The organism is Niabella pedocola, assembly GCF_021044425.1.
Lineage (GTDB): Bacteria > Bacteroidota > Bacteroidia > Chitinophagales > Chitinophagaceae > Niabella > Niabella pedocola.
Map to the genome: position 1 here is coordinate 260518 of NZ_JAJNEC010000004.1, position 23280 is coordinate 283797.

The following is a 23280-nucleotide window of genomic DNA, read 5'->3' on the forward strand; positions in this document are numbered from 1 at the left end:
CTTAAATCATTACTGCTTTTTTGTGAAACGTATGATACGCAGCCATTTTAATATCAGGACAACCGGGTATACCGGATCTACCTCGTGCCAGCGGTTGCCAAAATTTGCAGAAGACGGATGTTTATGATGATTGTTATGATACGATTCTCCCAGCATCAACAGATCCACCATCAACAAATTACGCGATGTATTCCTGAGTCTAAAGTTTATATATCCGTATTTATGTGCAAACCAATTAACCAAAGCCCCATGAAAAGCTCCCATCGTAATAACAACAGGCAGTAATAGCCACCACCAAAACGAAGAAGAAAAAATCAAAAAAAATGAAATATAGATTACCACCCAAAGCATACGCGATAGTGGGGAATTTGCCCAGCGATCAAAACCGTGCCATTGGGGTAAATTCTTTTCAAATCGTTCCTCTACAGGATATCGATGGTGTACGATCGCTGAATATATCTTTTTAGTACGCCACATCATACTAAACATATTGGAAGAAAATGCAGGCGAGTGAGGGTCTTTTTCCGTGTCTGTATAGGCATGATGCATCCGGTGCATAATAGCATAAGCGCGCGCGCTCATGTAAGAAGATCCCTGAGTCAGGTAGGAAAACAGGAAAAAGAAGCGTTCCCAAAACCTGCTCATCGTAAAGGAACCATGCGCAGCATACCGGTGCTGAAAAAAAGTCTGACTGAATAGCGAAAGATACCACAACGCTATAAAAAAAATCAAAATCGCCATAATAATATGATGCGTAAGACAGGAATGCAGAAAACGGTATGAAAAGGAGCCGCTTTTAAATGAGAAGGAAAAGGGAGCGGGAACCCGCGGGATGTTTCGCTGTATCTGTAACCGGCTAAAGATACAACCTTTTAGTCATATTATCAAATAGAATACAATAACAGCATCGACGAGCGATGGATCTTCTTATCTCCAATAGCTATTATAGCTTATAACAAAAGGGCAGAATATTCCTTTCTGCCCCGGGCTTTCAATAAGATGGATTTTCTTTACTGGTATATAAAACAGATGAACGGGTTAGGCGCTGGGTTGTACTTTCTTAAGAATATTCACAACCTCGTCTCTTTTTTTGTTGAGCCGGGTTCCTACCCTGGCGAGCAAATCATTCTCTTTTCCTTTTTCAAATTTCAAATCGGCATCCGCTAAAAGCGGATATCTTTCTTTAAGTATCTTTGACTGACTGGTCCAATCTCCTATCATTTTAAAATTTTCATTGCTTGTAATTTTACCTGTGTACATGACATTTTATTTAAATTGTAACGAATTTGTTACAAAACAAAGGTCTGGGCTTTTGAAGCGATTATTACTACACATGCATGTATTAAACTTACAAATATCACAGGTTTTCGAGGTTCTGCTTTCGCCTTAACTTCAACTGCCTATAAAAAGAAGGAGTTAGTCCTGTGATTTTTTTAAACTGGTTAGATAAATGTGCTGCACTGCTGTAATTAAGTCTGTAAGAAATTTCAGTCAGGTTCAGTTCATCATATAATAATAATTCCTTTACTTTTTCAATTTTATGCATAATGATAAATTGCTGCAGATTGATGCCCTTCACCTCTGAAAAAGTGTTGGAAAGATAAGTATAGCTATACCCTAACTGTTTACTTATATAATCGGAATAGTTTACTTTAGGTAATTCGTCCGCATGATGAATCATTTCCGTTACAACGTTTTTTATTTTCTCAATGAGGATGCTCTTCTTGTCGTCCAATAATTCCAGGCCATACCGAAGAAGGTTTATTCCAAGCATATGGCGCTGGCTTTCAGTAATTATTTCCCGGAGATCAACTACACCAAGATCTACAGCGCCGTGCTGAATGCCCAGTTTTTTCAACTCTTCCTGTACTACCATTTTGCATCGAAGGCTTACCATATATTTTATATATATCCTCATTACATATGATTTACCCTGGTAAGAATTTACTTTCTGGCCGGTTTCTTCATGTATGGGTACTCGCACGTTGCGGAGTTATTAACCCTGCCTGATTCTGATAGGAGTTAACCGAATCCACTTTTAGGGAACAATGGCCGGTTCGGATCAGATTTTGCCCGGGATCCTCCGTGTGCGTTCCCTCATCACGCAAATGGCCTGTTCTCTGCTTTCAAACGCATTATTGATATTAACCAGATTACTGGCCAGTTTATTATATTGCCGGGTCATTAAATAATAAAAAATATGGAGATAGTGAATGCCGTCAAATACAATGGCCTTCTGGCGTGCAAGCTCATCCTGTCGTTTTAAAAATTCCCGCGGCATGTCTGTATAATGCATCCCTGGTCTTAAATGATGTATGATATGATATCCGTCATTCCAGCAGGTATGATTATAGGGCGTGTTAATGCAATTAATTGAATTTGTATAAATATTTTCAGGATTGCTTCCGTCTATAAACGAATGCTGTGTCCAGTTCCCCAGCATCATCACAAACCGAGCAAATAGCAACGGAAAAACACATACCATTAATGTGGCCTTCAGATTAACAAAACAGAGTATTATACAAAAAACAATATATGACCATTCTCCAACGGTTAGCATGGTGTACATTTTTTTCCTTTTACGGTTATATAAATACTGAAAAGTTTGCATCACTCCTAAAAACAGAAAATTAAAAAAGTAGGATAAAAAGCTTTTAAGGCTATCCCTTTGGTAATGCATGGTACTGCTGGAGTCTTCTTCGTTATTGTTTTCAACATGATGCATTCCCATATGGTGGCTGAAATAACTTTCTGGGGTGTGCCCGAACAGCGGGCAAATGATCCAGCTGATGTATCCATGAATTTTTTGCTGATGACGGGGCTTGAACATTTTCCTGTGGCACAGGCAATGGAACATTAACCCGAAGCGGCCTTTAAAATAAAACTGAGAAAAGTAAAAATAAACAACAGCTACCAGCCACCACGTCCACCCTTTTAACATAGGTGTAAAAAGCAGCAGCGCTACCGGCAATATGAAAATATGAATCCGGGTAAGCAGATACATAAAGGGAAGATCCCGTTTGTCATTCATAAAGCGGAGCCAGAAACTTTCGTAGCGGCTAAAATGACCTTTATTGGTATAAACGGGATCCGTTAAAGCGGATAAAATTTTCATTCGTAAATTTTTATTGTGTTGGCCGCCCAACGTATCGAGGGTGCCTTTAATTTACACACACACACACACCGGGTTTATTCGTACACCTGTCATTGTTCGCCGTTGGCGGGAAGTTTAGCAGCTGAATTGAATTTCGCACTTTTGCGTTATGTGGAGGAAATTGTAAGTCTGCTCTGTTTCAGGCAGATATTTAAATATATAGCTAAATATTTTTGTAAGATACCCATTTAAACCGGTATTATTGATATTTACGGAGTTTGACAACGTTAAAGAATTGCCATTATCGGCTGCAGTTATTTACAATCAATTAAAAAAGTGATGTGACTAACTACCATATTTGCGGCATCGGTTTTCTATAAATAGTTGACCCTAATAGTATAAGATAAGATGCAGATCTTTTTTAAAGGATATTTTCATCAAAGATCCAACTACAGCTTTCCTGTTATAAATTGCCAGCGGAACCCGCCGGCAAGTCATTAATTTTTATTTTCCAGAAAAATACGAATGTATTGCAGCTTTATATAAATGGTCCTTTGATTGAAGAACGCCTTTTAAACCATATCTCGAATACAGGTATGTTTTGTTTTTGTATGCCTGCCTGTTTGTTCGGATGTCATAATAAATATCTTTTTCTTGAAGGTGGGTGACATAACGGCGAAATACCCATCCTTCCCCCCGAAAGGGAAGGATGTTTATAATAATATAGTGCTCCCGCATAATCTTGTTCAACGATTATTCGCAACAGTATGTGTTTCTTTGATCTAGCCAAAGCGCATACGAGCTCAATATTGCTTTTTAAAAATACATGGCACTTAATTAATAGTTATCGAATCACGTGAAGGAATGAAGAAAACTGTCGACTCCTCCATCTCTGTTATCAGGACCGTTATTTATAATTGATTTTGGTTAAACTGCGTGAACAAAAGAAGAAAGAGACAGGGAACAGCAACAATGAAATTAATCGGCTTGTGCCCCTTTGCTATTAGTGAAGGTAGACTATTTGGAGTCAAACACCGAAAAAATAAAATAGTGAGCGAAGTGCTTATAACGCCACCGGAATTCAAACGTTGTGCACAGATCCTAAAATAATTGAAAGACAAAGTAACAACCCTATGGAATCGATAAAGTTCCGTGATGGCCTGCGGGCTTTAGCCCGGGGGGAACATAATAATTAGATTACACATAAACAGGAACTTATGATGCATACGATCTTTGCTGAATGATCCGGTTCTCATCTGTGCTTTTAGGTCCAGTTCAGTTTTATTGCCGCAAAAATCATTAAAGCAATCATCCATATAATGTCGAGGATCAAAAAAAAGAGAAGTACATTTTGTACTGAAAAAATCTTTTTCATACATCAAGGTAAGCCTATTTGAGGACTCGAAGCCATTTATTTACATAGGAAAGATATTATAGGCTACATTTAAAGCAACTTTCATTCAATTTGGCTGCAATGTTGCGTAATTAAATTACATGTAATGTCCCGATTCGATCCGATTTCATTGAGTATCTCCTGTTTGCCAAAGTTAGGAGAATCGAAAAAGTTTGCATTGGTATTTTTTATCAAGCAATATCTTCCGCAGTGCAGCCTCTTCTTGCAGCATACAATCTATTGAGCAGGATCTGACTGATATTAAGCAGATGCCCGTGACAAATTACTTTTGCAATTGTATTTATGTTTAGCCAAAAGGAAAGGAATAGTACAAATTATTTGGTGTAGTATGCATTAATACGGTTAGTGAATTAGTCGTTGAATTGTTTACGATCATAATGATTCCGCTAATGGCCATAACATATCTTCACTTCCATTTTATTATTTATCCTTGCGTTCGTTTTTGAAAACAAATCGCTCATTTATTTATCCACTTCTTCGGTAGTAGTTTCACAACATCCGACGTAGCAGGCAAAGCCGATCACATTAAAATGACCAGGCGCGTTTTGATAATCCACATAGCCGCGGCGGAGACTACCGCATGGCTTGACATCGGAAAAATTAGCTGCCGCAACAAGATTTCCATTGCTAAACTGCTTTTATGATCGATTTTATGCTAAATTAGGATTGTAATGCAGCCCGATTTATGATTTAACACATACAACCCGATGACAGTGATCATTCTGAGATCATAAGTTTTCGCCTCTCTTTGTAGCGGGAATGCAGTGGATTCGTCTTAAAACAGCTCATCAAAAAGCGGTACAAAATATGGCACACACCGAAGATCAATATCTGTTAACCGTAAATGCAGGTTCTTCCAGTTTGAAAATCAATATCTTCAAAGTTACCACAGATTTAGGACTGGTATTGAACGGAAGTATACAGCACATCGGCAGCGATGACTGCCTGTTTCTGGTAACCGCAGAAAAGGGTCAGGTTTTAAAAAATACCAGCGCGCATTGCAACAGCCTTGCCGAAGCCGCCCGGCTCTTTACACAATGGATATTATCTGATAAAGTACCCGTAAACGCTATCGGTTACAGGATCGTTCAGGGAGGTGCTGCCCATCGCCGGCCGGAACGCATCGATGCTGCTTTTCTGGAATACCTCGGTTCGATACAATCACTGGCATCTACCCATATACCGGATGAATTGGAGGTCATCCGGATATTTATGGAGACCTTTCCGGAAATCCGGCACATTGCCTGTTTTGACACTTTCTTCCACAGCTCAATGCCGGCGTACGCAAAATACTATCCGCTACCCAGGGCCTTGCGCGCGGAAGGGGTGCAAAAATACGGGTTTCATGGTCTGTCGTACGAGTACGTTATGTATCACCTGCAGCAGGAGCACGCGGATGAAGCCAACGGAAAAATCATTATTGCCCACCTGGGCAATGGCGCCAGCCTGGCCGCTGTTCACCAGGGGCGATCAGTTGACACTACGATGGGGATGACCCCGATCGGGGGCTTAATGATGGGTACGAGATGCGGCGATATAGACCCGGGCGTACTCCTATACCTTTTACAGCAAAAGCAACTATCCCCGTCGGAGCTGGATCACCTGCTAAGTCATGAATCGGGCCTGAAAGGCGTATCCGGCATGAGTGCAGACATGGAAACGCTGCTTAAACTGGAGCCGGAACACCTTCCGGTAGCTGAAGCCCTGGAGCTGTTCTGTTACAGCATAAGAAAGATGACGGGGGCCATGGCGGCGGCATTAAACGGCATCGATACCCTTGTATTTACCGGGGGCATCGGGGAACATGCCGCCGTTATCCGGAGCAGGGTATGCGATGGCCTCCAATACCTGGGTATAAAGATCGACGCACAGCATAACCGCAGCAGTATGCTGATTTCTTCAGCAGCCTCCACAGTAAAGGTACGGGTGATCAAAACCGATGAGGCCTTTATGATCGCTCACCATATGCTTCGCTTTTCCTGATCCTAATTTTTATTTTTAAAAAACTGATTCCGTTATGATAACCCCTGAACAATTACAGAACATACACCGGTACTGGCAGGCCGCCAACTACCTTTCAGCCGGGCAAATTTATTTGCAGAACAACCCGTTGCTGCGTACGCCTTTGGAAGCCGCGCACATCAAGCCCCGGCTGCTGGGGCACTGGGGCACTTCACCGGGGTTAAGTTTTATTTACGCGCACCTGAACCGACTGATTAAAGAAACAGATGCCAACATCCTTTACATATGCGGCCCCGGGCACGGCGCTCCCGCTATTGTGGCCAATACGTATCTTGAGGGAAGCTATACGGAAATATACCCGGAGGTTTCCATGAATGAAAAAGGAATGAAAAAATTATTCAGGCAGTTTTCAACGCCCGGGGGTATTCCCAGTCATGTAAGTGCCCATACACCGGGCTCCATACACGAAGGCGGTGAATTGGGATATGCACTGGTGCATGCTTTTGGTGCGGCGTTTGACAACCCCGATCTTCTTGTTGCCTGTGTGGTGGGCGATGGCGAAGCGGAAACCGCGCCCCTGGAGGGCAGCTGGAAATCATTAAGTTTTCTGAACCCGGTACGCGACGGGGCCGTGTTACCCATCCTGCATTTGAACGGGTATAAGATCGCCAGTCCAACCGTTCTGGCCCGGAAAACCGATGCCGAACTGGAAGCCCTGTTTACGGGGCACGGATATGAAGTGCTCTTTGTGGAAGGCAGCGATCCCCTGCCCATGCACCGTGCCATGGCCGCAGCGCTTGATAAAGCCTATGCAAGGATCAGTGCGTTGCAGCAACAAGCCCGCACCGCCAATGCGCCCATTATCAAAGGCTGGCCCCTGATCATCCTGCGCTCACCCAAGGGCTGGACGGGGCCAAAGGAATGGCATCATCAACCAATCGAAAACTCTTTCCGATCGCACCAGGTGCCGCTAACCGCGGTAAAAACGGATCCGGACCAGCTGCGGCTCATGGAAGCGTGGATGCGCAGCTATGCTCCGGAAACGCTCTTTGATGAAAACGGCAGCCTGCTTCCGGAACTTCAGGATCTTGCGCCCCGCGGAGATAAAAGAATGGGCATGCTTGCGCGCTCCAACGGCGGCAGGGTGCTTAAGGAATTGAAGCTTCCGGATTTCAAAAAATATGCCGTGAACGTTGCCCATCCGGGCACTGTTGAAGCAGAAAGCACCCGGAATTTCGGCAACTACCTGCGGGATGTTTTTGAGTTGAACGAAGACAATCGGAATTTCAGGCTGTTCTGTCCGGACGAAACAGCTTCCAACCGGCTACAGGCCGTTTTTGAAAAAACAACACGCTGCTTTCTTGAAGAACGGCAGCATACGGACGACCATCTTTCACCGGACGGCCGGGTAATGGAAGTATTAAGTGAGCATCTTTGTGAAGGCTGGCTGGAAGGCTATCTTTTAACAGGAAGGCATGGCCTGTTCTCCTGTTACGAAGCCTTTATCACCATTATCGACTCGATGTTCAGCCAGTATGCAAAATGGATAAAAACCAGTAAGGAACTGCCTTGGCGCAAACCGGTAGCTTCACTCAATTACCTGCTCACATCGCATTCCTGGCGGCAGGATCACAATGGATATAGCCACCAGGGTCCCGGGTTCATTGATACGGTGATCAATAAAAAAAGCAATGTCACCCGTATTTATCTCCCGCCCGACGCCAATACCCTTTTAGCCGTAATGCATCATTGCTTTTCCAGTAAGGACTATGCCAATTTGGTAGTTGCCGGGAAGCAGCCCGAACTGCAATGGCTTACGATTGAAGAAGCTGTTGAACATTGCGCACGTGGCGCTTCTGTTTGGGAATGGGCGGGCAATGCTGCAGACACACATCCTGATGTAATCCTTGCCTGTGCCGGTGACGTGCCCACGCTGGAAGCCGTGGCGGCCGTTGCCATCCTGCGCGAGCAATTACCCGAACTAAAAGTACGGCTGGTAAATGTGGTGGATCTTATGGCATTATCTCCGGAGCACTATCACCCGCATGGTTTAAGTAATGAACAATTCACCGAAATCTTTACAAACGATACCGATGTGGTTTTTGCCTTTCACGGTTATGTTCGCATTATCCACGACCTGGTGCACGGGCGTCCCGATCCTTCAAGGTTCCACGTACGGGGCTATATGGAAGAAGGAACTACCACTACCCCGTTTGACATGACCGTACTGAATAATATAAGCAGGTACCAGCTAGCCATGGAAGCGGTAAAGCGCGCGCCCTGTATGGCTGGTAAAAGCGACCCCTTCAATGCATATTGCACCCAAAAACTGGAGGCACACAACGCATATATCAGTACTTATTTTGACGATCTTCCTGAAATTAAGAACTGGAAATGGCCGTATTGAGGTCAGCTTCAGGGTGGCTTTTTTTCTGATTCCCGCCATTACCGGCAACAGTGTATCGGGTTTGCTAATGCGGCAGTTTCCTTCTTAGCCAGCCATAAACCCAGGTGCCTGCTACAGCACTCAAAAGCGTAACTACCACCACGCCGCCCCCGGTTCCGATCTGTGCAAAAAGCGGCCCGGGGCAGGCGCCGGTCATGGCCCATCCCAAACCGAAGATCAGCCCGCCATAAATCTGCCCTTTATTGAAGGTCTTGGAGGAAAGCTTCACCGGTTCACCATAAATGGTCTTCACGTTAAACTTTTTAATCAGCCATACCGAAAGCATACCCGTGATTACTGCACTCCCGATGATGCCATACATATGGAACGACTGCAACCGGAACATCTCCTGGATACGGAACCAGCTGACCACTTCGGCCTTTACCAGGATGACACCAAACAGCATCCCGACAGCCAGGTATTTAAAGTTGTGGTACCATTTGTGCCTCAGCCGGCTTTCATTGATACAGATCGCATCCAGCGAGCGCATTCCCGGATCCTTATCGGTTACAGGCGCCTGCTGCATTTGATATTGCTGCTGATCTTGCATACACCAATTCGTTTTTACTTAAAGTTTTAAAATAAATGGCAGGATGAGGTTTGCCATAATGAAGCCGCCTGCCATAAAGAAAATAGTGGCCATTAAGGAGGGCCATTGCCGGTTCGATAAGCCCATGATGGCATGCCCGCTGGTGCAACCGCCGGCGTACCTTGCTCCAAAACCTACTAAAAAGCCGCCGCCCACCATTACTATAAATCCTCTTAGCGTAAACAGCGATGACCAGCTGATAAGGGCTCCGGGTACAGGGTGCTCCGTACCTGCAATGCCATAACCGGCCAGCTCACGTACAAGCTCAGGATGCACTTCCATAGAATGGGGTACCGATAACAGGTACAGGGCCATGGTACCGCCCAAAAAGATGCCCAATACAAAAAAAAGATTCCAGGCTTCTTTTCTCCAATCATATTGAAAGAACGGGATTTTACCAGGTACACAGGATGCGCAAATATGCCGCAGTGAAGAACTGATACCAAAAGACTTATTACCTGCCAGCAACAGTACCGGAATGGTCAGGCCAATCAGCGGACCAGCCACATACCAGGGCCAGGGATGTTTTATTAACTCGATCATGTTGGACTATTGATTTTCGTTGATCAATCGCTCCAGCTCACCTGCTGGTAATACACCGGACTGACGCCACCGTACCGCTCCGTCCTTAAACAGGATAAAGGTAGGCACCCCCTGAACCTGAAAGGCAGCGGCGGCCTGCGGGCTTTTATCCACATCAATTTTAATAATGCGTGCACGGTCTCCAATGCGTTGCTTCAATGTTTCCAGTACCGGCGCCATCTTTTTACAAGGGCCGCACCAGGTTGCAAAAAAATCTACCAGCACCGGCTTGTCGCCGTTAATCATTTCCTTGAATGTCATGTGATGATTCCTCCTTCTTTTTAAATATTGAAAATAAAAGTCCGCCCATAACCGCGCCGTAGATCGCACTGTTCAGCGGTTTTGAACTGATCACGCAGCTGCCTGAACTGCAGCCGATGAATTTCCAGTAACAATAACCTGCAATGGCTCCTGCGACCATACCAGCCAGCACCAACAGGTGACTTTTAGCGAACTTCTTCATAGCTGATGGCATTGGTCTGTTTATCATTTTTCCGGACAGGTCTGTTACAGGTGGAACTGCCACAGCAACGTGCATTCAGTAGCGCCATTAAGGCCACCACCACACCACCGGTCATCAGCAACCATTCTTTTGTCTGGAGCGCTGCCAATATGATCAACAGGCCGGCCCCTAACCGCAATAAACGTATCCCGTTCCAATTTGCTGCGTATCTTTTCATGTTTTTCTTTTTTTTATAGTGTTAATACCGAATAACCGGTAAAGCGGGCAAACGCCTGTAACGGCAGTAAGCAGGAAGATACCGGCCAGTATAACCAGGAGCGCTGCGGTTGTACCCGAGATCCGATTTAACAGAAAGGCGCCCATAATGACCACTGCCACAAGCAGGCGCAGCACTTTGTCGGTTGTGCCCATATTCTTTTTCATGCGTAATTATTTTTGAGACCGTATCCTGTTTACCTGTTGCCAGCTGCCGCCATTGATCACTTTATCAAAACCATTTTGTGCCAATATCCGTTTTGCCACACTGCTGCGGCCTCCACTTCTGCAGAACAATACAATGATATTCTTGTTCCGGAATGCTGCTAACCTTCCCCCTAGCTGGTCCAGGGGAATATTCACCGCGCCCTTTACACTGCCTGCTGCAAATTCTTCAGGGGTGCGTACATCCACGAGGAAGGCCCCCTCCGCTATTGCTGCGGTTAATTGAGTTGTCTCTTTTTTTCCAAACAACGACGAAAAAAGTCCCATAATTCTTTATTTTAAATGTTATCCTGCGGTCAGACTCTATCAAAAGCCGTTATTGTGTCTTGCCGGGTTTTTCATTTACATTGCAAAATCGATACGGCGATGACAAAATACGCTTACGGTCATCCTGAAGCATGTCGCCCTGCATTTATCTCAGGGTCTGTTCCTGATTCAGGGTCTATCGAAACGATCCACATAGAAGCTGAAACAGGTTCAGAACGACAATACGCTATAAGGCGACTTTTGATGCAGTCTGAACGACATTACCTCCGGCGTTCAGCCATTCTTTCATTCCGCCCGGGAAATTCTTTATATTTTTAAACCCGTTTTTTGCAAGTATGGAATAGGCAATGGTTGAGCGGTCACCGGCCTGGCAATGAATGATTACCGGTTTGTCCTTACGGATCTTATCCAGGTTTTTTTCAAGCGTTCCCACAAAAACATGGGAAGCACCTGCCACATGTCCCGCTTCATATTCAGCCGCGCCCCGCACATCCACGATCTGTACATCCGCATTGCCAACGGCTGCTTTAAAAATGTCGAAGGAAATAAGATCCACCGTCTGCAATTCCAGTTCCAGATCTTCTATATCTGAAATGTAGCCGTAAATATTATCCAGGCCAATGCGCATCAGCTTACGGGTCAGCTCCTCCATTTGATATTCATCCGCAATAAGCATGAACTGCTCCTGGTAATTCAGCACCCAGCCACACCAGGTGGAAAAAGAATTATTTCCCTGAATGTTCAGACTTCCGGGGATAAACCCTTTTGCAAAATCTGCTTTATTGCGGGTGTCAATCACCCGGATGCCTTTATTGTAAGCCGCAATGAATTGCGCTTTGGATAACCGGGTATGCTGCGGAACCGCTATCAGCAAGGGACGTGGTTCCTTGTTCAGCCGTTTCATCATTGCAAAATAGGCGGGCGGCTCGGGTTGACCTGATAGAAGATACTCCGTAAATGCCGGCTCATCTGCTTCATATTGAAATGCCCAGTTGCGAATCTTTTCATAACCTACCGTACTGCTGTGTACCGCACCCAAGGCCTTCCCGCAGGCCGAACCGGCGCCATGTGCCGACCATACCTGTACATAGTCTGGAAGCGCGGAAAATTTTTTGAGCGACTGAAACAGCTGCCGCGCGCCTGCTTCTTTTGTACCCATGATTCCTGCAGCTTTTTCCAACAGATCGGGACGGCCCACATCTCCTACAAATACAAAATCACCGGTAAACAGCATAACCGGTTTATCTGTAGCCGGATGGTCCGTCAGCAGGAAACTGATGCTTTCTGGTGTATGCCCCGGTGTGTGCATTACTTCAAAACTCAGGTTGCCTACCCTGATCCGGTCGCCGTCTTTCAGTCCATGGTGCGGGAACCGGTACTGCCAGTCTTCACCGCCCTCATCCGAAAGGTACATGGCCGCTCCTGTCACAGCTGCAAGCTCCCTGGATCCGCAAAGAAAGTCGGCATGAATATGTGTTTCGGCAATATGCGTGATGCGCAGACCGTTTGCTGCCGCCAGTTCCAGGTATACATCGGTATCCCTTTTGGCGTCTATTACCATGGCCTCTCCGGTTGCCTGGCACCCGATCAGGTAACTGCCCTGCGCCAGACTTTGGTCGTAAATGTGTTGAAAAAACATACTACTTTATTTTTAATGCTATTGTTTTTGATACTGCAAATTTCTTTCAATGATGGATCTTATACAGCTACTTTTGTTACACAGGCCAGGCAAATTTTAATGCCGCTTTCATGTTGGCTACCTGGTAATTTCTTTAACCAGGATATAAACACCCATTACCAGCACAAACCAGCCAAAAGCAGGTTTTAAGAGCGTCCCATTTACTTTTCCCGACAAATAGCTGCCGATCAGGATACCGGCTACTGCAATAAAAGCAATACCCGCCAACAGTCCCCATTGCACCGGATTATGGTTTAAAGAAAACAAAAAGCCCAATAATGAATTAACCGAGATGATGACCAGCGATGTACCGATGGCGGTTTTTACCGGTAGTTTTTGCAGGTTTACCAACGCAGGAATGATCAGAAAACCACCACCGGCACCTACCAATCCGGTAATGAGCCCGATAAAAGCGCCCTGCATCATCAATGGCAGGTAATGGACCTGCGGGCCTAACACATGGGATCCTGCAGGCTTCCGCTTCCCTTTTATCATGTTGTATGAAGCCAGCAGCATGAGCACTGCGAAAAGCAACATTAACAATATGCCTTTGGTAACTTCCATATCCGCGATGCTGAACACTGTTTCGGGGATAAAAGGAAGGATATAGGCTCTTGTTAAAAAAACGGCACCGATGGACGGAATGCCAAAAACGATCGCCGTACGTACATGCACCAGTCTTTTTTTGAAGTACGTCACCGAACCCACGGCACTGGTAATGCCCACAATAAAAAGTGAATCTGCAGTAGCCGACACCGGGTCGATCCCAAACAGGTATACCAACACCGGAACGGTAAGAATGCTGCCACCGCCGCCGATGAGTCCCAAAGAAATCCCGATAAGAACCGATGCCAGATAACCTGCGATAATCATTGTCATTGAAATTGATGCAGCAAATCTGCAACAATTCCAAAACCTGTACAGCTACTTTGGTTACACAAGCGTGATTTTGTTTCGGCCCAGCTGAACCGCACCGGTTTCCTCCAATTGTTTTAAAAGCCGGGAAACTACTACACGGGCGGTACCCAGTTCATTGGCCAGCTGCTCATGGGTCACGTGTAAGATTTTGTTGCCGGTCAGCTCCTTTTTTTTCTGAAGCAATACCAGTAACCGCTCATCCACTTTTTTAAAAGCAATCGCGTTTACTACTTCCAGTAATTCTTCAAAACGTTTATGGTACAGGCGGAAGATATAATCCAGCCACTGCGGATATGCTTTAATGAACAGGGAAACTTTTTCTATCGGCAGGAAGAGGATCTCTACATCTTCTTCGGCTTCTGCCCGCACCTTGCTGGTTTCGTTATGCAGCCCGCCCAAAAAGGACATGATGCAGCTTTCACCGGCCCTGATATAATACAGCAGGATCTCCCTGCCGTCTTCTTCGGTCCGGATCACTTTGAGCGTCCCCTTTGTAACGATCGGGATTGACCGTACAGAAGCATTTTCATTCAGGATCACCGTGCCTGCTTTGTAATGCTTTTGGATCCCATATTTATACAATTCCCCGATCAATTCCGGGGAAGATTTAAATTCTACGATCTGTTCAAGTAATTCCATAAAAATGAATATAAAAATACATAGACTTTATGAATACAGCTGTTGAGCCCTCATCCGGAACTTTTTTACAAACGGCGTTCCCCGTTTCTCTTTACCCACTTATAAAACTCGAACCACAGTACAGCCAACATAGCCACCAGCAGAACAGCGCTCCATTCAGACAGGCTCAAACCGGTAACCCTGAAAAAACCGGAAAGCGGGCGGATATATAATATTCCAAAAAGAAGCACCAATGTGGCTCCATGCAGGATCAAAAAAAGCGGGTTCCTATTTTTAAAGCTTTCAAACATACTGTAAAAGAACGAACGGTTCACCAGGCTTAACAGGATATTGGCCAGGATCAGCGTACTGAAGACCATAGCCCTTGTTTTTGCCTCATCATTGCCGCTCCGTACACTTAGCTGGTAAATTAACAGCACACCCGCCGTAATAACCAGTCCCTGAATGATACTGATGGCCAGTTCTTTCCGGTTCAGAAAAGTGTCTGTCATCACTCTTGGAGGCAATTGCATCATATTTCTCTCCATCGGTTCATTTTCATAAACAATAGAACAGGTAGGCCCCATTACCAGCTCCAGGAAAATCACGTGAACGGGCGTAAAGATCTGCGGGAATACCCAGCCCAGGAACAAGGGCAGGGATACCGTAAGGATGATCGGAATATGGATGGAAATAATATACCGGATCGCCTTTTTGATATTGGAATAGATCCGTCTCCCTGCGGCGATGCCGGTAACCAGTTTTCCCAGATCATCATTTGTAATGACCAGTGCGGCTGCGGCTTTCGCTATTTCCGTTCCCTTGCTGCCCATGGCTACACCGATATGTGCCGCTTTAAGGGCCGGACCATCATTGACGCCATCTCCCAGCATTGCAACCACCTCGCCTTTCTTTTTCAGCGCGTTTACCACAGACAGCTTTGCTTCCGGGAACATACGGGTAAATAACACCTTTTCTTCGGCTGCCCGTATCAGCTCATCCTCTGTATATCCGGTGATCTCTTTTCCTTCTACTGCCGCCGCTGTGCCACTGATTCCGGCCTGCGAAGCAATACTTCTGGTGGTATTGATATGATCGCCTGTAATTACTTTTACTTTTATCCCTGCATCATAAATATGGCGGAACACTTCGTTGATGCCTTTTTTAGGGGGGTCATAAAATACAACCAGCCCGATAAATTCAAAATTAAATTCCTGCTGTTTTTCCGGAAAGTCGTTTCCCTTAAAATCTGACCGGGCAACACCCAGTACCCGGTACCCCTCCCGTCCAAACCCTTCGACAACCGTTCGTATCTTGCGTGTTGCTTCCGCTGAAAGCCGGGAAACTGCAATAATGGCCTCCGGTGCGCCTTTGGCTGCTATGATCCGTTCTTTACTGGCATTCTCAAAAAGATGGGTCATCATAGGCGGCGTTCCGTCCAACGGATACTCGTGAAAGAGTTTATATGTTTTACGTAAATCCGGTTGCTGTGTGTGTTCATATACCCGGTGCAGCGTTTTTTCCATCGGGTCAAACGGAACGGGCTCACTGCTCCACATCGCATAGCCGATCAGCGTTGCCAGCCTGGCATCGTCAAATGCGCCTTCATTAAATGTTTTGTCCAACGGGTAATCATACAGGTACTTCAGTTCCATACTATTCTCCGTAATCGTTCCGGTTTTGTCTGTACAAATCACCGTTGTACTCCCCAGTGTTTCCACAAGGGCGCTTCGTTTGATGATAATGCCCTCCCGCATCAGCTTCCAGGCACCCAGCGCCATAAAAGTGGTAAATGCCACGGGGATCTCCTCAGGAAGCACGGACATGGCCAGCGTAAGACCGCTGAGCAGGCTTTCAATAAAGTTGCGGGTATGGTAATAGCTGAATGCACAAACCATCAGGAAAATCACAATGCCGATCATCGCCATCATTTTCACAAATTTCCGGATCTGCAGCTGCAGCGGGGATATTTCTTCTTTAATTGCGGCGATCGAAGTGCCAATGTTACCGATGCGGGTTTCATTCCCTATTTTTTCTACTTTAAAGATGGCTAAGCCCGAAACCACAATCGTTCCGCTAAACACTTCGTTATCCTTTGTACCGGCGCTTTTGAATACAGGCAAACTTTCCCCTGTAAGCGATGCCTCGTTTACCGAAAAATCGTTACTGTGCACAATCCGCCCGTCCGCATTGATCATTTTCCCTTCTTCCGTAATGCAGAGATCCCCTACGGCTATTTCATGCGTGGGCACCTGTACCACTTTTGAATCCCGGATCACCACGCTCATGGGCTCATTTAATTTTTCCAAGGCCTCCAATGCCTTTTTGCTGCGATTGTCCTGATAAAAGGAAATGGCCGACACGGCAATGATCGCCAGGAACATAAATGCGGCTTCTCCGTAATCCCCCGTCAGCACATAAATTACCGAAATGGCAAAAAGCAGGATCAGCATGGGCTCTTTCAGTATGCCGATCAATAATTCAAGCCCACTGCTTTTATGCACCCCCCGCATTTGGTTGTAACCATACCGTTTTCTCGAAGCAACGATTTCGCTTTCGTTTAGCCCCTTCAAATAATCAGGAATTGTATAGCTCATCAGCATTTCTTTGTTATTGCGGGTGCCGGTATTATCATTATTTTATTCTACCGGATAATCACCTTATTGAATTTGTTTTTTAACCTCCTTTACCCAGGATTCGATCTCCTTTCTATCGGCATCCGATAATTGAGCATTGCGATGTATCAGTGTATAAGAAGGGAGAGGCATTTCACCTTTATTAACGGTTTCCGCCACCTCATCCAGTTTACGTAACTTTTTCTTAGCAGGATAGGTATTAAATTCATCAAAATTCAAATGTTTTTTCCCGGAACGGATATGGCTGGCAAGCCACCACGCTACCGGCTGTATCCTGCTGTACCATGGGTATACGGTATTATTGGAATGACAGTCATAACACCCCGTTCTAAGCAACGTTTGTATAGGTGGCGGTACCGTGTAATGTTGCTCAATGGCATTTTCCGCAGTAACAGCGCTGCTGTTCTTCTCTGCACCAAAAAACTGAATGATCACCAGCAACACCAGTAGAGCGACGATCACTTTTTTAAAAACAGATTTCCTTTTCATTATATTAAATTTAATGTATTTATGCATTACCGGGTCACAAGAACAATGAGCCGGTCTGTATTTTTATTCATCTGCACTTTCTGTATTCTTTAGTTTCATCAGTAGTGTATATGCATTTTTAGTTACGATGTTTTTTCCAGCAAATACCTGGTTATTCAGCACCTGTACAAATCCTTTTTCCAGCGTACCGGTCGTAACAGGAGTTAACCGGTAGGTCTGGGACTTTTCCTCGATGAAAACATAGGTTTTTCCTTCAAAATCGACTACGCTTTCCTCCGGTAACACTTGTGTAAGAGCTGTTTCTGTCTGGATCTCTGCATTCATATAAACACCGGGAATCAGATCCCGGTCATATTTTTCAAAATGGCAGTGCACTTCTGTCAATCCGCTGGCGTCCACATCTTTACTTATCAGATGAATGACCCCCTCATATTTTTTACCGGGATTGGCATTGGTGTAGGCCACAAGCCGCAGCCCGGGTTTGAGCTGTTTCAGATCCTTTTCATACACTTTAAGATTCAGGTGGACATCATCCGGGTTCACCAATTCAAAAAGAATATCGGAAGAATTTACATACTTCCCGATATTAACGTTCACCTTACTAACATACCCGTTGATGCTGCTGAAAACCGGAATGCTTCGGCGGATATTTTCCGGCGTAACACTTGCAGGGGCTATGTTTACCAGCCGCAATTGCTGTGCAACAGCATTCATCAGGATCTGCTGACTATTCATTTCAGATTGCGCCTGCTGCATTATTTTATCGCTGCTTGCCTGGCTTTGATTTAGCAATTTCTGGCGGTTATAATCCAGGGAGGCAAAATGCAGTTTTGATTTTGCCTCCAGGTAAGCCTGCTGCAATTGTATAAACTGCGGATTTTCAATAATTGCGATCACTTGTCCTTTTGTTACCTGCATCCCTGGAAGCAACCGGGAGCTTTTCAGGTACCCGCCCAAAGGAGTGCTTACAGAGATCATGTTCTGGGGTGGAACATCAATTTTTCCGTTCAGTTTCAGCACCGCTGCAATTTGCTGCGTAGCGAGCTGACGGGTTTCAACCGGCGCATTCCGTAATTGGGCAGCTGTCAGCGTAACACTGTATTCATCTTTGAGAGCGACGACTGATTGCGTTTTTTCCTCTTTCCCGCCACATGCGGCCAGCATTCCTAAAAATACCAGTGCGAGTGATCTATTGTTTAATACTTTTGTTTTCATGCGTTTGTTTTTATTGATCCGGGTCTCTACCCCTTTACTTCATTTCTATTCGTTTACCATGATATACTGAAGTGCGATTGCATTTTCATTCAGTTTCCAAAGGGCCTCTGCATAGTTACTCCTTAGCAAGATGACCTGGTTTTGCAGCATTACAAATTCGAGATAATTGATGGCCCCGCTTAAAAATTGTTTTTTTGCGGTTTCTGCAATGACTGCCGCATTTTTTAGCTCCGAAGTTTCATACTGGTTAACAATATCCTGGTTGCTTTTATACGCCTGCAAAAGTTGCTCATATTGCTTTTTCAAGGTGGCCTCTACGTTCCCAAGCTGATTAATTTCGATTTGCACGGCCATTTTTGACGATTCAACTTTCGCCTTTTGTCCCCGGGTGAACAAAGGAATCGATAGCCCCGCCTGAATCGAGTGAAACCTCGGTGTTGCATTATACAGCTTTTCATCCGGGCCAATGCCTTTAAAACTATTCAGGTTATAACCCAGTTCCAGGCCCGGAAGCAGCCGGGATCTTTCAAGAGCCGTTTGTTGTTCTGCCACTATCCGTTGCTGTTCCAGCAACTTCAGCAGGGGGTGTGTTCCTATTTCAGTCACAATCAACACGGCTTTCGGGGTATCGGCGGGAATATAATCTGTTTCTGTATTCAATAACCACCGAAATTGCAGGCGAAGGGTCTGCAATTCCTGCTGTACCTGCTGCAACTGGATGTATACAGCCGCTTTCTGATTATCAGCCGTGGTTTTTTCCAGCAGATTGCTCTCTCCCGCCTTCAGTCGCAACGCAGCCTTATCCTGAAAATCGGAATAGAGCTGAAGCGCCTCTTTCAGGAGCTGTTCCTTTGCTTTCCAATACAACAGATTATAGTAGGTAAGGCTGACCGCCTTTTTTAGTTCAAATTCCTTCAGAGAAACATTGAGCTGACTTTTTTTCCACTCCTCGGTAAACAGATTCTTTTGCCGCTTATAAACAGCGGGAAATGCAATACTTTGCGCAACACCAACCCGCATATCATTATAAGCACTGTTAAGTTGTCCGTAATCCATAGTGATGCCTGTATGCGGAATATCGGCGGAGGATGTTTTTATTAATGCTCTGGCATAATCGGAACGAAGCCGTGTATGTTTCAGTTCCCGGTTCTGCTGCAGGGCCAGATGAATTGCCTCATCTAAAGAAACAGCAACCTGCGCGTTTGCCGTTCCACCCAGGAACAACATACATAAAATTAACAGAGGCATCGTTTTTTTATAGCTCATTTTTTTTACATTAAATCCTTTTTCGATCGTTATATACAGCAACGGCAATACAAACAAGGTGAGCAATGTGGCGATCATTAACCCACCGATGACCACCGTTGCCAAGGGCCGCTGTACCTCTGCGCCGGCTCCGTTACTAAGCGCCATGGGAACAAAACCCAATGAGGCCACCGACGCCGTCATCAGCACTGGCCGCAGCCGGCTTTCGCCTCCATCCGCCACGATTCTTACAATATTGCGGATTCCGCTTTTATAAAGGCGGTTAAATTCAGAAATCAGTACGATCCCGTTCAACACTGCCACACCGAACAATGCAATAAATCCCACCCCTGCGCTGATGCTAAAAGGCATGCCCCTTAGCGCCAGCAGAAAAACTCCGCCGATAATGGAAAGCGGAATAGCTGTATATATCAATAAACTCTCCTTTACGGATTTAAATGCCAGGAACAACAATATAAAGATGAGAGCCAATGCGATCGGCACCGCGATCATTAGGCGGCGTTTGGCATTGTTGAGGTTTTCAAATGAGCCTCCGTATTTAATCGAATATCCCGCTGGAAGCTTTACCGATTTTTCTATTTTTGCCTGTAGTTCTTCTACAATACTTTGTACATCCCGGTTTTTGATATTGAAGCCAACCACGATCCGGCGCTGTGCATTTTCTCGCTGAACCTGATTTGGCCCCTGCTCAACATTTACATTGGCCAGCTGCGATAGCGGTATCTGGTTTCCGGAAACTGTTGGAACAAGCAGGTTCCGGATATCATTGATATTTTTCCGGTCATTGGCATCAAGGCGCACGACCATATCAAAACGTTGCTCACCTTCAAAAACAAGACCGGCACTTTGCCCGGCAAACGCCGCGTTGACAATTCGATTCACGTCGGCCACCGAAAGGTGATACTGTGCAATTACCGGCCGGTTGTATTTTATAACTACCTGTGGAAGACCCGAAACCGGTTCAATATACAGGTGCTGTGTTCCCTTAACGGTTTCAATGATCCGGCCTATTTTTTGTGCACTCTGAACCAGGGAGTCCAGGTTATCTCCAAAAATCTTCAATACAACATCCTGCCGCGCACCCGTCATAAGCTCGTTGAACCGCATTTGAACGGGGTACTGAAAGCCGACGGTAATACCGGGTACGTCACCCAGTGCTCGCGTCATCTTATCAGCCAGTTGAGGAAAGGTTTTGGCAGAAGTCCATTCTTTCTTGTCTTTCAAGATCACCATCATATCCGAAGCATCCATTGGCATGGGATCTGTGGGCACTTCCCCGCTGCCGATCTTCGTAACCACTTTTTCCACTTCGGGAAAACGGGTTTTCAGGATATGGGCCGCCTTCTGCGTGCTTTCGATCGTAGTATTCAGATTACTTCCCGGTAATACACGGGTGTCCACAGCAAAATCGCCCTCTTCCAGCGATGGAATAAATTCGCCTCCCAGCCTGCTAAGAATGAAAATGGCTAATATAAACAATGCCAGTACCAGCGTAAAGATCACCTTAGGCATGCGCAGCACCCTGAACAGTATCTTTAAATAAAGCGCCTCTGTTTTCTTCATCATGCGATCGGAAAATGAAGGCTTCACATTCCGCTTCCTTAAAAGAAGCGCACTCATCATAGGAATATAGGTAAGCGATAGCAGGAATGCGCCCAGCAAGGCGAATGCAACGGTTTCCGCCATGGGTTTGAACATTTTGCCTTCAATCCCCTGCAGGGTCAAAATCGGGAGATATACAACCAGGATGATCACCTGTCCGAATACCGCACTATTCATCATTCTGCCTGCCGACGTCTCCACTACATCATCCATTTCCCGGGCCGGAACCTTGGTCAGGTGTTTAAATTTTGGATGCAGCATCAACTGGTGCAACACAGATTCTACAATAATAACCGCTCCGTCGATGATCAATCCGAAATCCAGTGCACCCAGGCTCATGAGGTTTCCGCTGACACCGAAGAGGTTCATCATACAAATGGCAAAAAGCATTGCCAGGGGGATCACAGATGCAACAAGGAGCCCTGCCCGAATATTTCCTAAAAACAGCACCAGGATAAAAACCACGATCAATGCGCCTTCCAGGAGATTGGTTTCAACCGTGCTGATGGCATGGTTGACCATTTTTGTTCGGTCAAGAAATGGCTCCACCACCACTCCTTCCGGAAGTGTTTTTTGTATCTCGGATATCCGGGCTTTTACAGCCTTGATCACCTGGCTGCTGTTGGCGCCCTTCAACATCATGACCACTGCACCTGATACCTCTCCGTTATCATTATAGGTCATAGCGCCATAACGTGTGGCATAACCGGTTTTCACCTCCGCCACATCCCTGATAAAAAGGGGCACATCATTTTGTTTGCCGGTAATGGAAATACTTTCAATATCTGCGATGCCTCCAACAAGGCCTTCGCTACGGATATAAAGTACTGTAGGGCCTTTCTCAATATAAGCACCGCCGGTATTCTGATTATTATCACTCAACGCATTAAAAACATCATGGATCGTTATGCCGTAAGCATTCAACCTGTCAGGATGTATCGCAATTTCGTATTGTTTCAATTTTCCGCCGAAACTGCTGACTTCCGCCACGCCCTTTACACTGAGCAGCTGTCTACGAACGATCCAGTCCTGGATCGTTCGTAGCTCGGTAAGCGGATATTTCTGTTCATACCCTTTTTTTGGACGTACCACATACTGATAGATTTCTCCCAACCCCGTGGAAATAGGTCCCAACTGCGGATTTCCGATCCCCTTCGGAATCGCCTGCTGCACCTGTTGCAGCCGCTCGGCAACCTGCTGCCGAGCCCAGTAGATATCTATATCGTCTTCAAAAACAATTGTAACCAATGAAAGTCCGAACCGGGAGAAGCTCCGGATTTCTTTTAACCCGGAAATATTGCTGTTCGCCTGCTCGATCGGAAACGTGACCAGGCGTTCGATATCGGTTGCTCCGAATGACGGTGCGACTGTAATGACCTGCACCTGATTATTGGTAATATCCGGAACAGCATCAATCGGCAAGCGGGTTACCTGGTAAGCGCCAATGCCTATAAGTGCTAAAATGAGCAATACGATGATGAGTTTATTCCTTACGGAAAAGGTTATAATTTTAGTAAGCATAATAATTTCTTACAGCTAAAATATAAATGAATAAATATTG

At 45.5% G+C, this 23280-nt stretch carries 20 protein-coding genes; 2 read left to right on the forward strand and 18 right to left on the reverse strand.

Going from position 1 to position 23280, the window contains the following annotated elements:
- Positions 1 to 9: 9 nt before the first annotated feature.
- From LQ567_RS04995 to LQ567_RS05010, 4 genes are all read right to left on the reverse strand, one after another.
- On the reverse strand, positions 10 to 741 hold the full coding sequence (locus LQ567_RS04995) for an acyl-CoA desaturase (RefSeq protein ID WP_231003011.1): 732 nt from the start codon (positions 739 to 741) through the stop codon (positions 10 to 12).
- A gap of 297 nt (positions 742 to 1038) precedes the next feature.
- Entirely contained in the window at positions 1039 to 1260 is a 222-nt protein-coding gene (locus tag LQ567_RS05000) for a hypothetical protein (protein WP_231003012.1), read from the reverse strand.
- Positions 1261 to 1357: 97 nt separating this feature from the next.
- A complete protein-coding gene (locus LQ567_RS05005; RefSeq protein ID WP_231003013.1) occupies positions 1358 to 1918 on the reverse strand; it encodes a helix-turn-helix domain-containing protein in 561 nt (186 codons plus the stop codon).
- A 144-nt stretch (positions 1919 to 2062) separates the two neighbouring features.
- On the reverse strand, positions 2063 to 3115 hold the full coding sequence (locus LQ567_RS05010; RefSeq protein ID WP_231003014.1) for a fatty acid desaturase family protein: 1053 nt from the start codon (positions 3113 to 3115) through the stop codon (positions 2063 to 2065).
- 2200 nt (positions 3116 to 5315) lie between these two features.
- Here LQ567_RS05010 and LQ567_RS05015 point away from each other — a divergent pair.
- On the forward strand, positions 5316 to 6491 hold the full coding sequence (locus tag LQ567_RS05015; protein WP_231003015.1) for an acetate/propionate family kinase: 1176 nt from the start codon (positions 5316 to 5318) through the stop codon (positions 6489 to 6491).
- A 34-nt stretch (positions 6492 to 6525) separates the two neighbouring features.
- Positions 6526 to 8877 carry a phosphoketolase family protein gene (locus tag LQ567_RS05020; protein ID WP_231003016.1) on the forward strand — a complete coding sequence of 784 codons (2352 nt, stop codon included), beginning with the start codon at positions 6526 to 6528 and terminating at the stop codon, positions 8875 to 8877.
- Between the two features lie 64 nt (positions 8878 to 8941).
- Here LQ567_RS05020 and LQ567_RS05025 read toward each other — a convergent pair whose 3' ends face one another.
- The 14 genes from LQ567_RS05025 to LQ567_RS05090 all read right to left on the reverse strand — a co-directional run bounded on the left by LQ567_RS05025 (position 8942) and on the right by LQ567_RS05090 (position 23240).
- A complete protein-coding gene (locus LQ567_RS05025) occupies positions 8942 to 9466 on the reverse strand; it encodes a DUF6691 family protein (RefSeq protein ID WP_231003017.1) in 525 nt (174 codons plus the stop codon).
- Positions 9467 to 9484: 18 nt separating this feature from the next.
- Positions 9485 to 10048, reverse strand: coding sequence for a YeeE/YedE family protein (locus tag LQ567_RS05030; protein WP_231003018.1), 564 nt, complete (start codon positions 10046 to 10048; stop codon positions 9485 to 9487).
- Positions 10049 to 10054: 6 nt separating this feature from the next.
- Positions 10055 to 10348, reverse strand: coding sequence for a thioredoxin (gene trxA / locus LQ567_RS05035; protein ID WP_231003019.1), 294 nt, complete (start codon positions 10346 to 10348; stop codon positions 10055 to 10057).
- Positions 10326 to 10562 carry a DUF6132 family protein gene (locus LQ567_RS05040; RefSeq protein WP_231003020.1) on the reverse strand — a complete coding sequence of 79 codons (237 nt, stop codon included), beginning with the start codon at positions 10560 to 10562 and terminating at the stop codon, positions 10326 to 10328. Before LQ567_RS05040 ends, trxA begins: the two co-directional genes overlap by 23 nt.
- Positions 10534 to 10767: a hypothetical protein gene (locus LQ567_RS05045; protein ID WP_231003021.1), complete on the reverse strand. Its 234-nt coding sequence runs from the start codon at positions 10765 to 10767 to the stop codon at positions 10534 to 10536. Before LQ567_RS05045 ends, LQ567_RS05040 begins: the two co-directional genes overlap by 29 nt.
- Positions 10764 to 10973: a YgaP family membrane protein gene (locus LQ567_RS05050; RefSeq protein ID WP_231003022.1), complete on the reverse strand. Its 210-nt coding sequence runs from the start codon at positions 10971 to 10973 to the stop codon at positions 10764 to 10766. Before LQ567_RS05050 ends, LQ567_RS05045 begins: the two co-directional genes overlap by 4 nt.
- Before the next feature lie 6 nt (positions 10974 to 10979).
- Entirely contained in the window at positions 10980 to 11297 is a 318-nt protein-coding gene (locus LQ567_RS05055) for a rhodanese-like domain-containing protein (RefSeq protein ID WP_231003023.1), read from the reverse strand.
- A 226-nt stretch (positions 11298 to 11523) separates the two neighbouring features.
- Positions 11524 to 12936, reverse strand: coding sequence for an MBL fold metallo-hydrolase (locus LQ567_RS05060; RefSeq protein WP_231003024.1), 1413 nt, complete (start codon positions 12934 to 12936; stop codon positions 11524 to 11526).
- A 117-nt stretch (positions 12937 to 13053) separates the two neighbouring features.
- Positions 13054 to 13854 (reverse strand): sulfite exporter TauE/SafE family protein, encoded by an 801-nt coding sequence (locus tag LQ567_RS05065; protein WP_231003025.1) that lies wholly within the window; start codon positions 13852 to 13854, stop codon positions 13054 to 13056.
- Between the two features lie 54 nt (positions 13855 to 13908).
- Entirely contained in the window at positions 13909 to 14532 is a 624-nt protein-coding gene (locus LQ567_RS05070) for a Crp/Fnr family transcriptional regulator (protein ID WP_231003026.1), read from the reverse strand.
- A 65-nt stretch (positions 14533 to 14597) separates the two neighbouring features.
- On the reverse strand, positions 14598 to 17108 hold the full coding sequence (locus tag LQ567_RS05075; RefSeq protein WP_231003027.1) for a cation-translocating P-type ATPase: 2511 nt from the start codon (positions 17106 to 17108) through the stop codon (positions 14598 to 14600).
- A 63-nt stretch (positions 17109 to 17171) separates the two neighbouring features.
- Positions 17172 to 17636 (reverse strand): heme-binding domain-containing protein, encoded by a 465-nt coding sequence (locus LQ567_RS05080; RefSeq protein WP_231003028.1) that lies wholly within the window; start codon positions 17634 to 17636, stop codon positions 17172 to 17174.
- A 63-nt stretch (positions 17637 to 17699) separates the two neighbouring features.
- Complete coding sequence (locus LQ567_RS05085; RefSeq protein ID WP_231003029.1) at positions 17700 to 18851, reverse strand: efflux RND transporter periplasmic adaptor subunit; 1152 nt, start codon at positions 18849 to 18851, stop codon at positions 17700 to 17702.
- Between the two features lie 45 nt (positions 18852 to 18896).
- Positions 18897 to 23240: a CusA/CzcA family heavy metal efflux RND transporter gene (locus LQ567_RS05090; protein ID WP_231003030.1), complete on the reverse strand. Its 4344-nt coding sequence runs from the start codon at positions 23238 to 23240 to the stop codon at positions 18897 to 18899.
- Positions 23241 to 23280 lie beyond the last annotated feature (40 nt).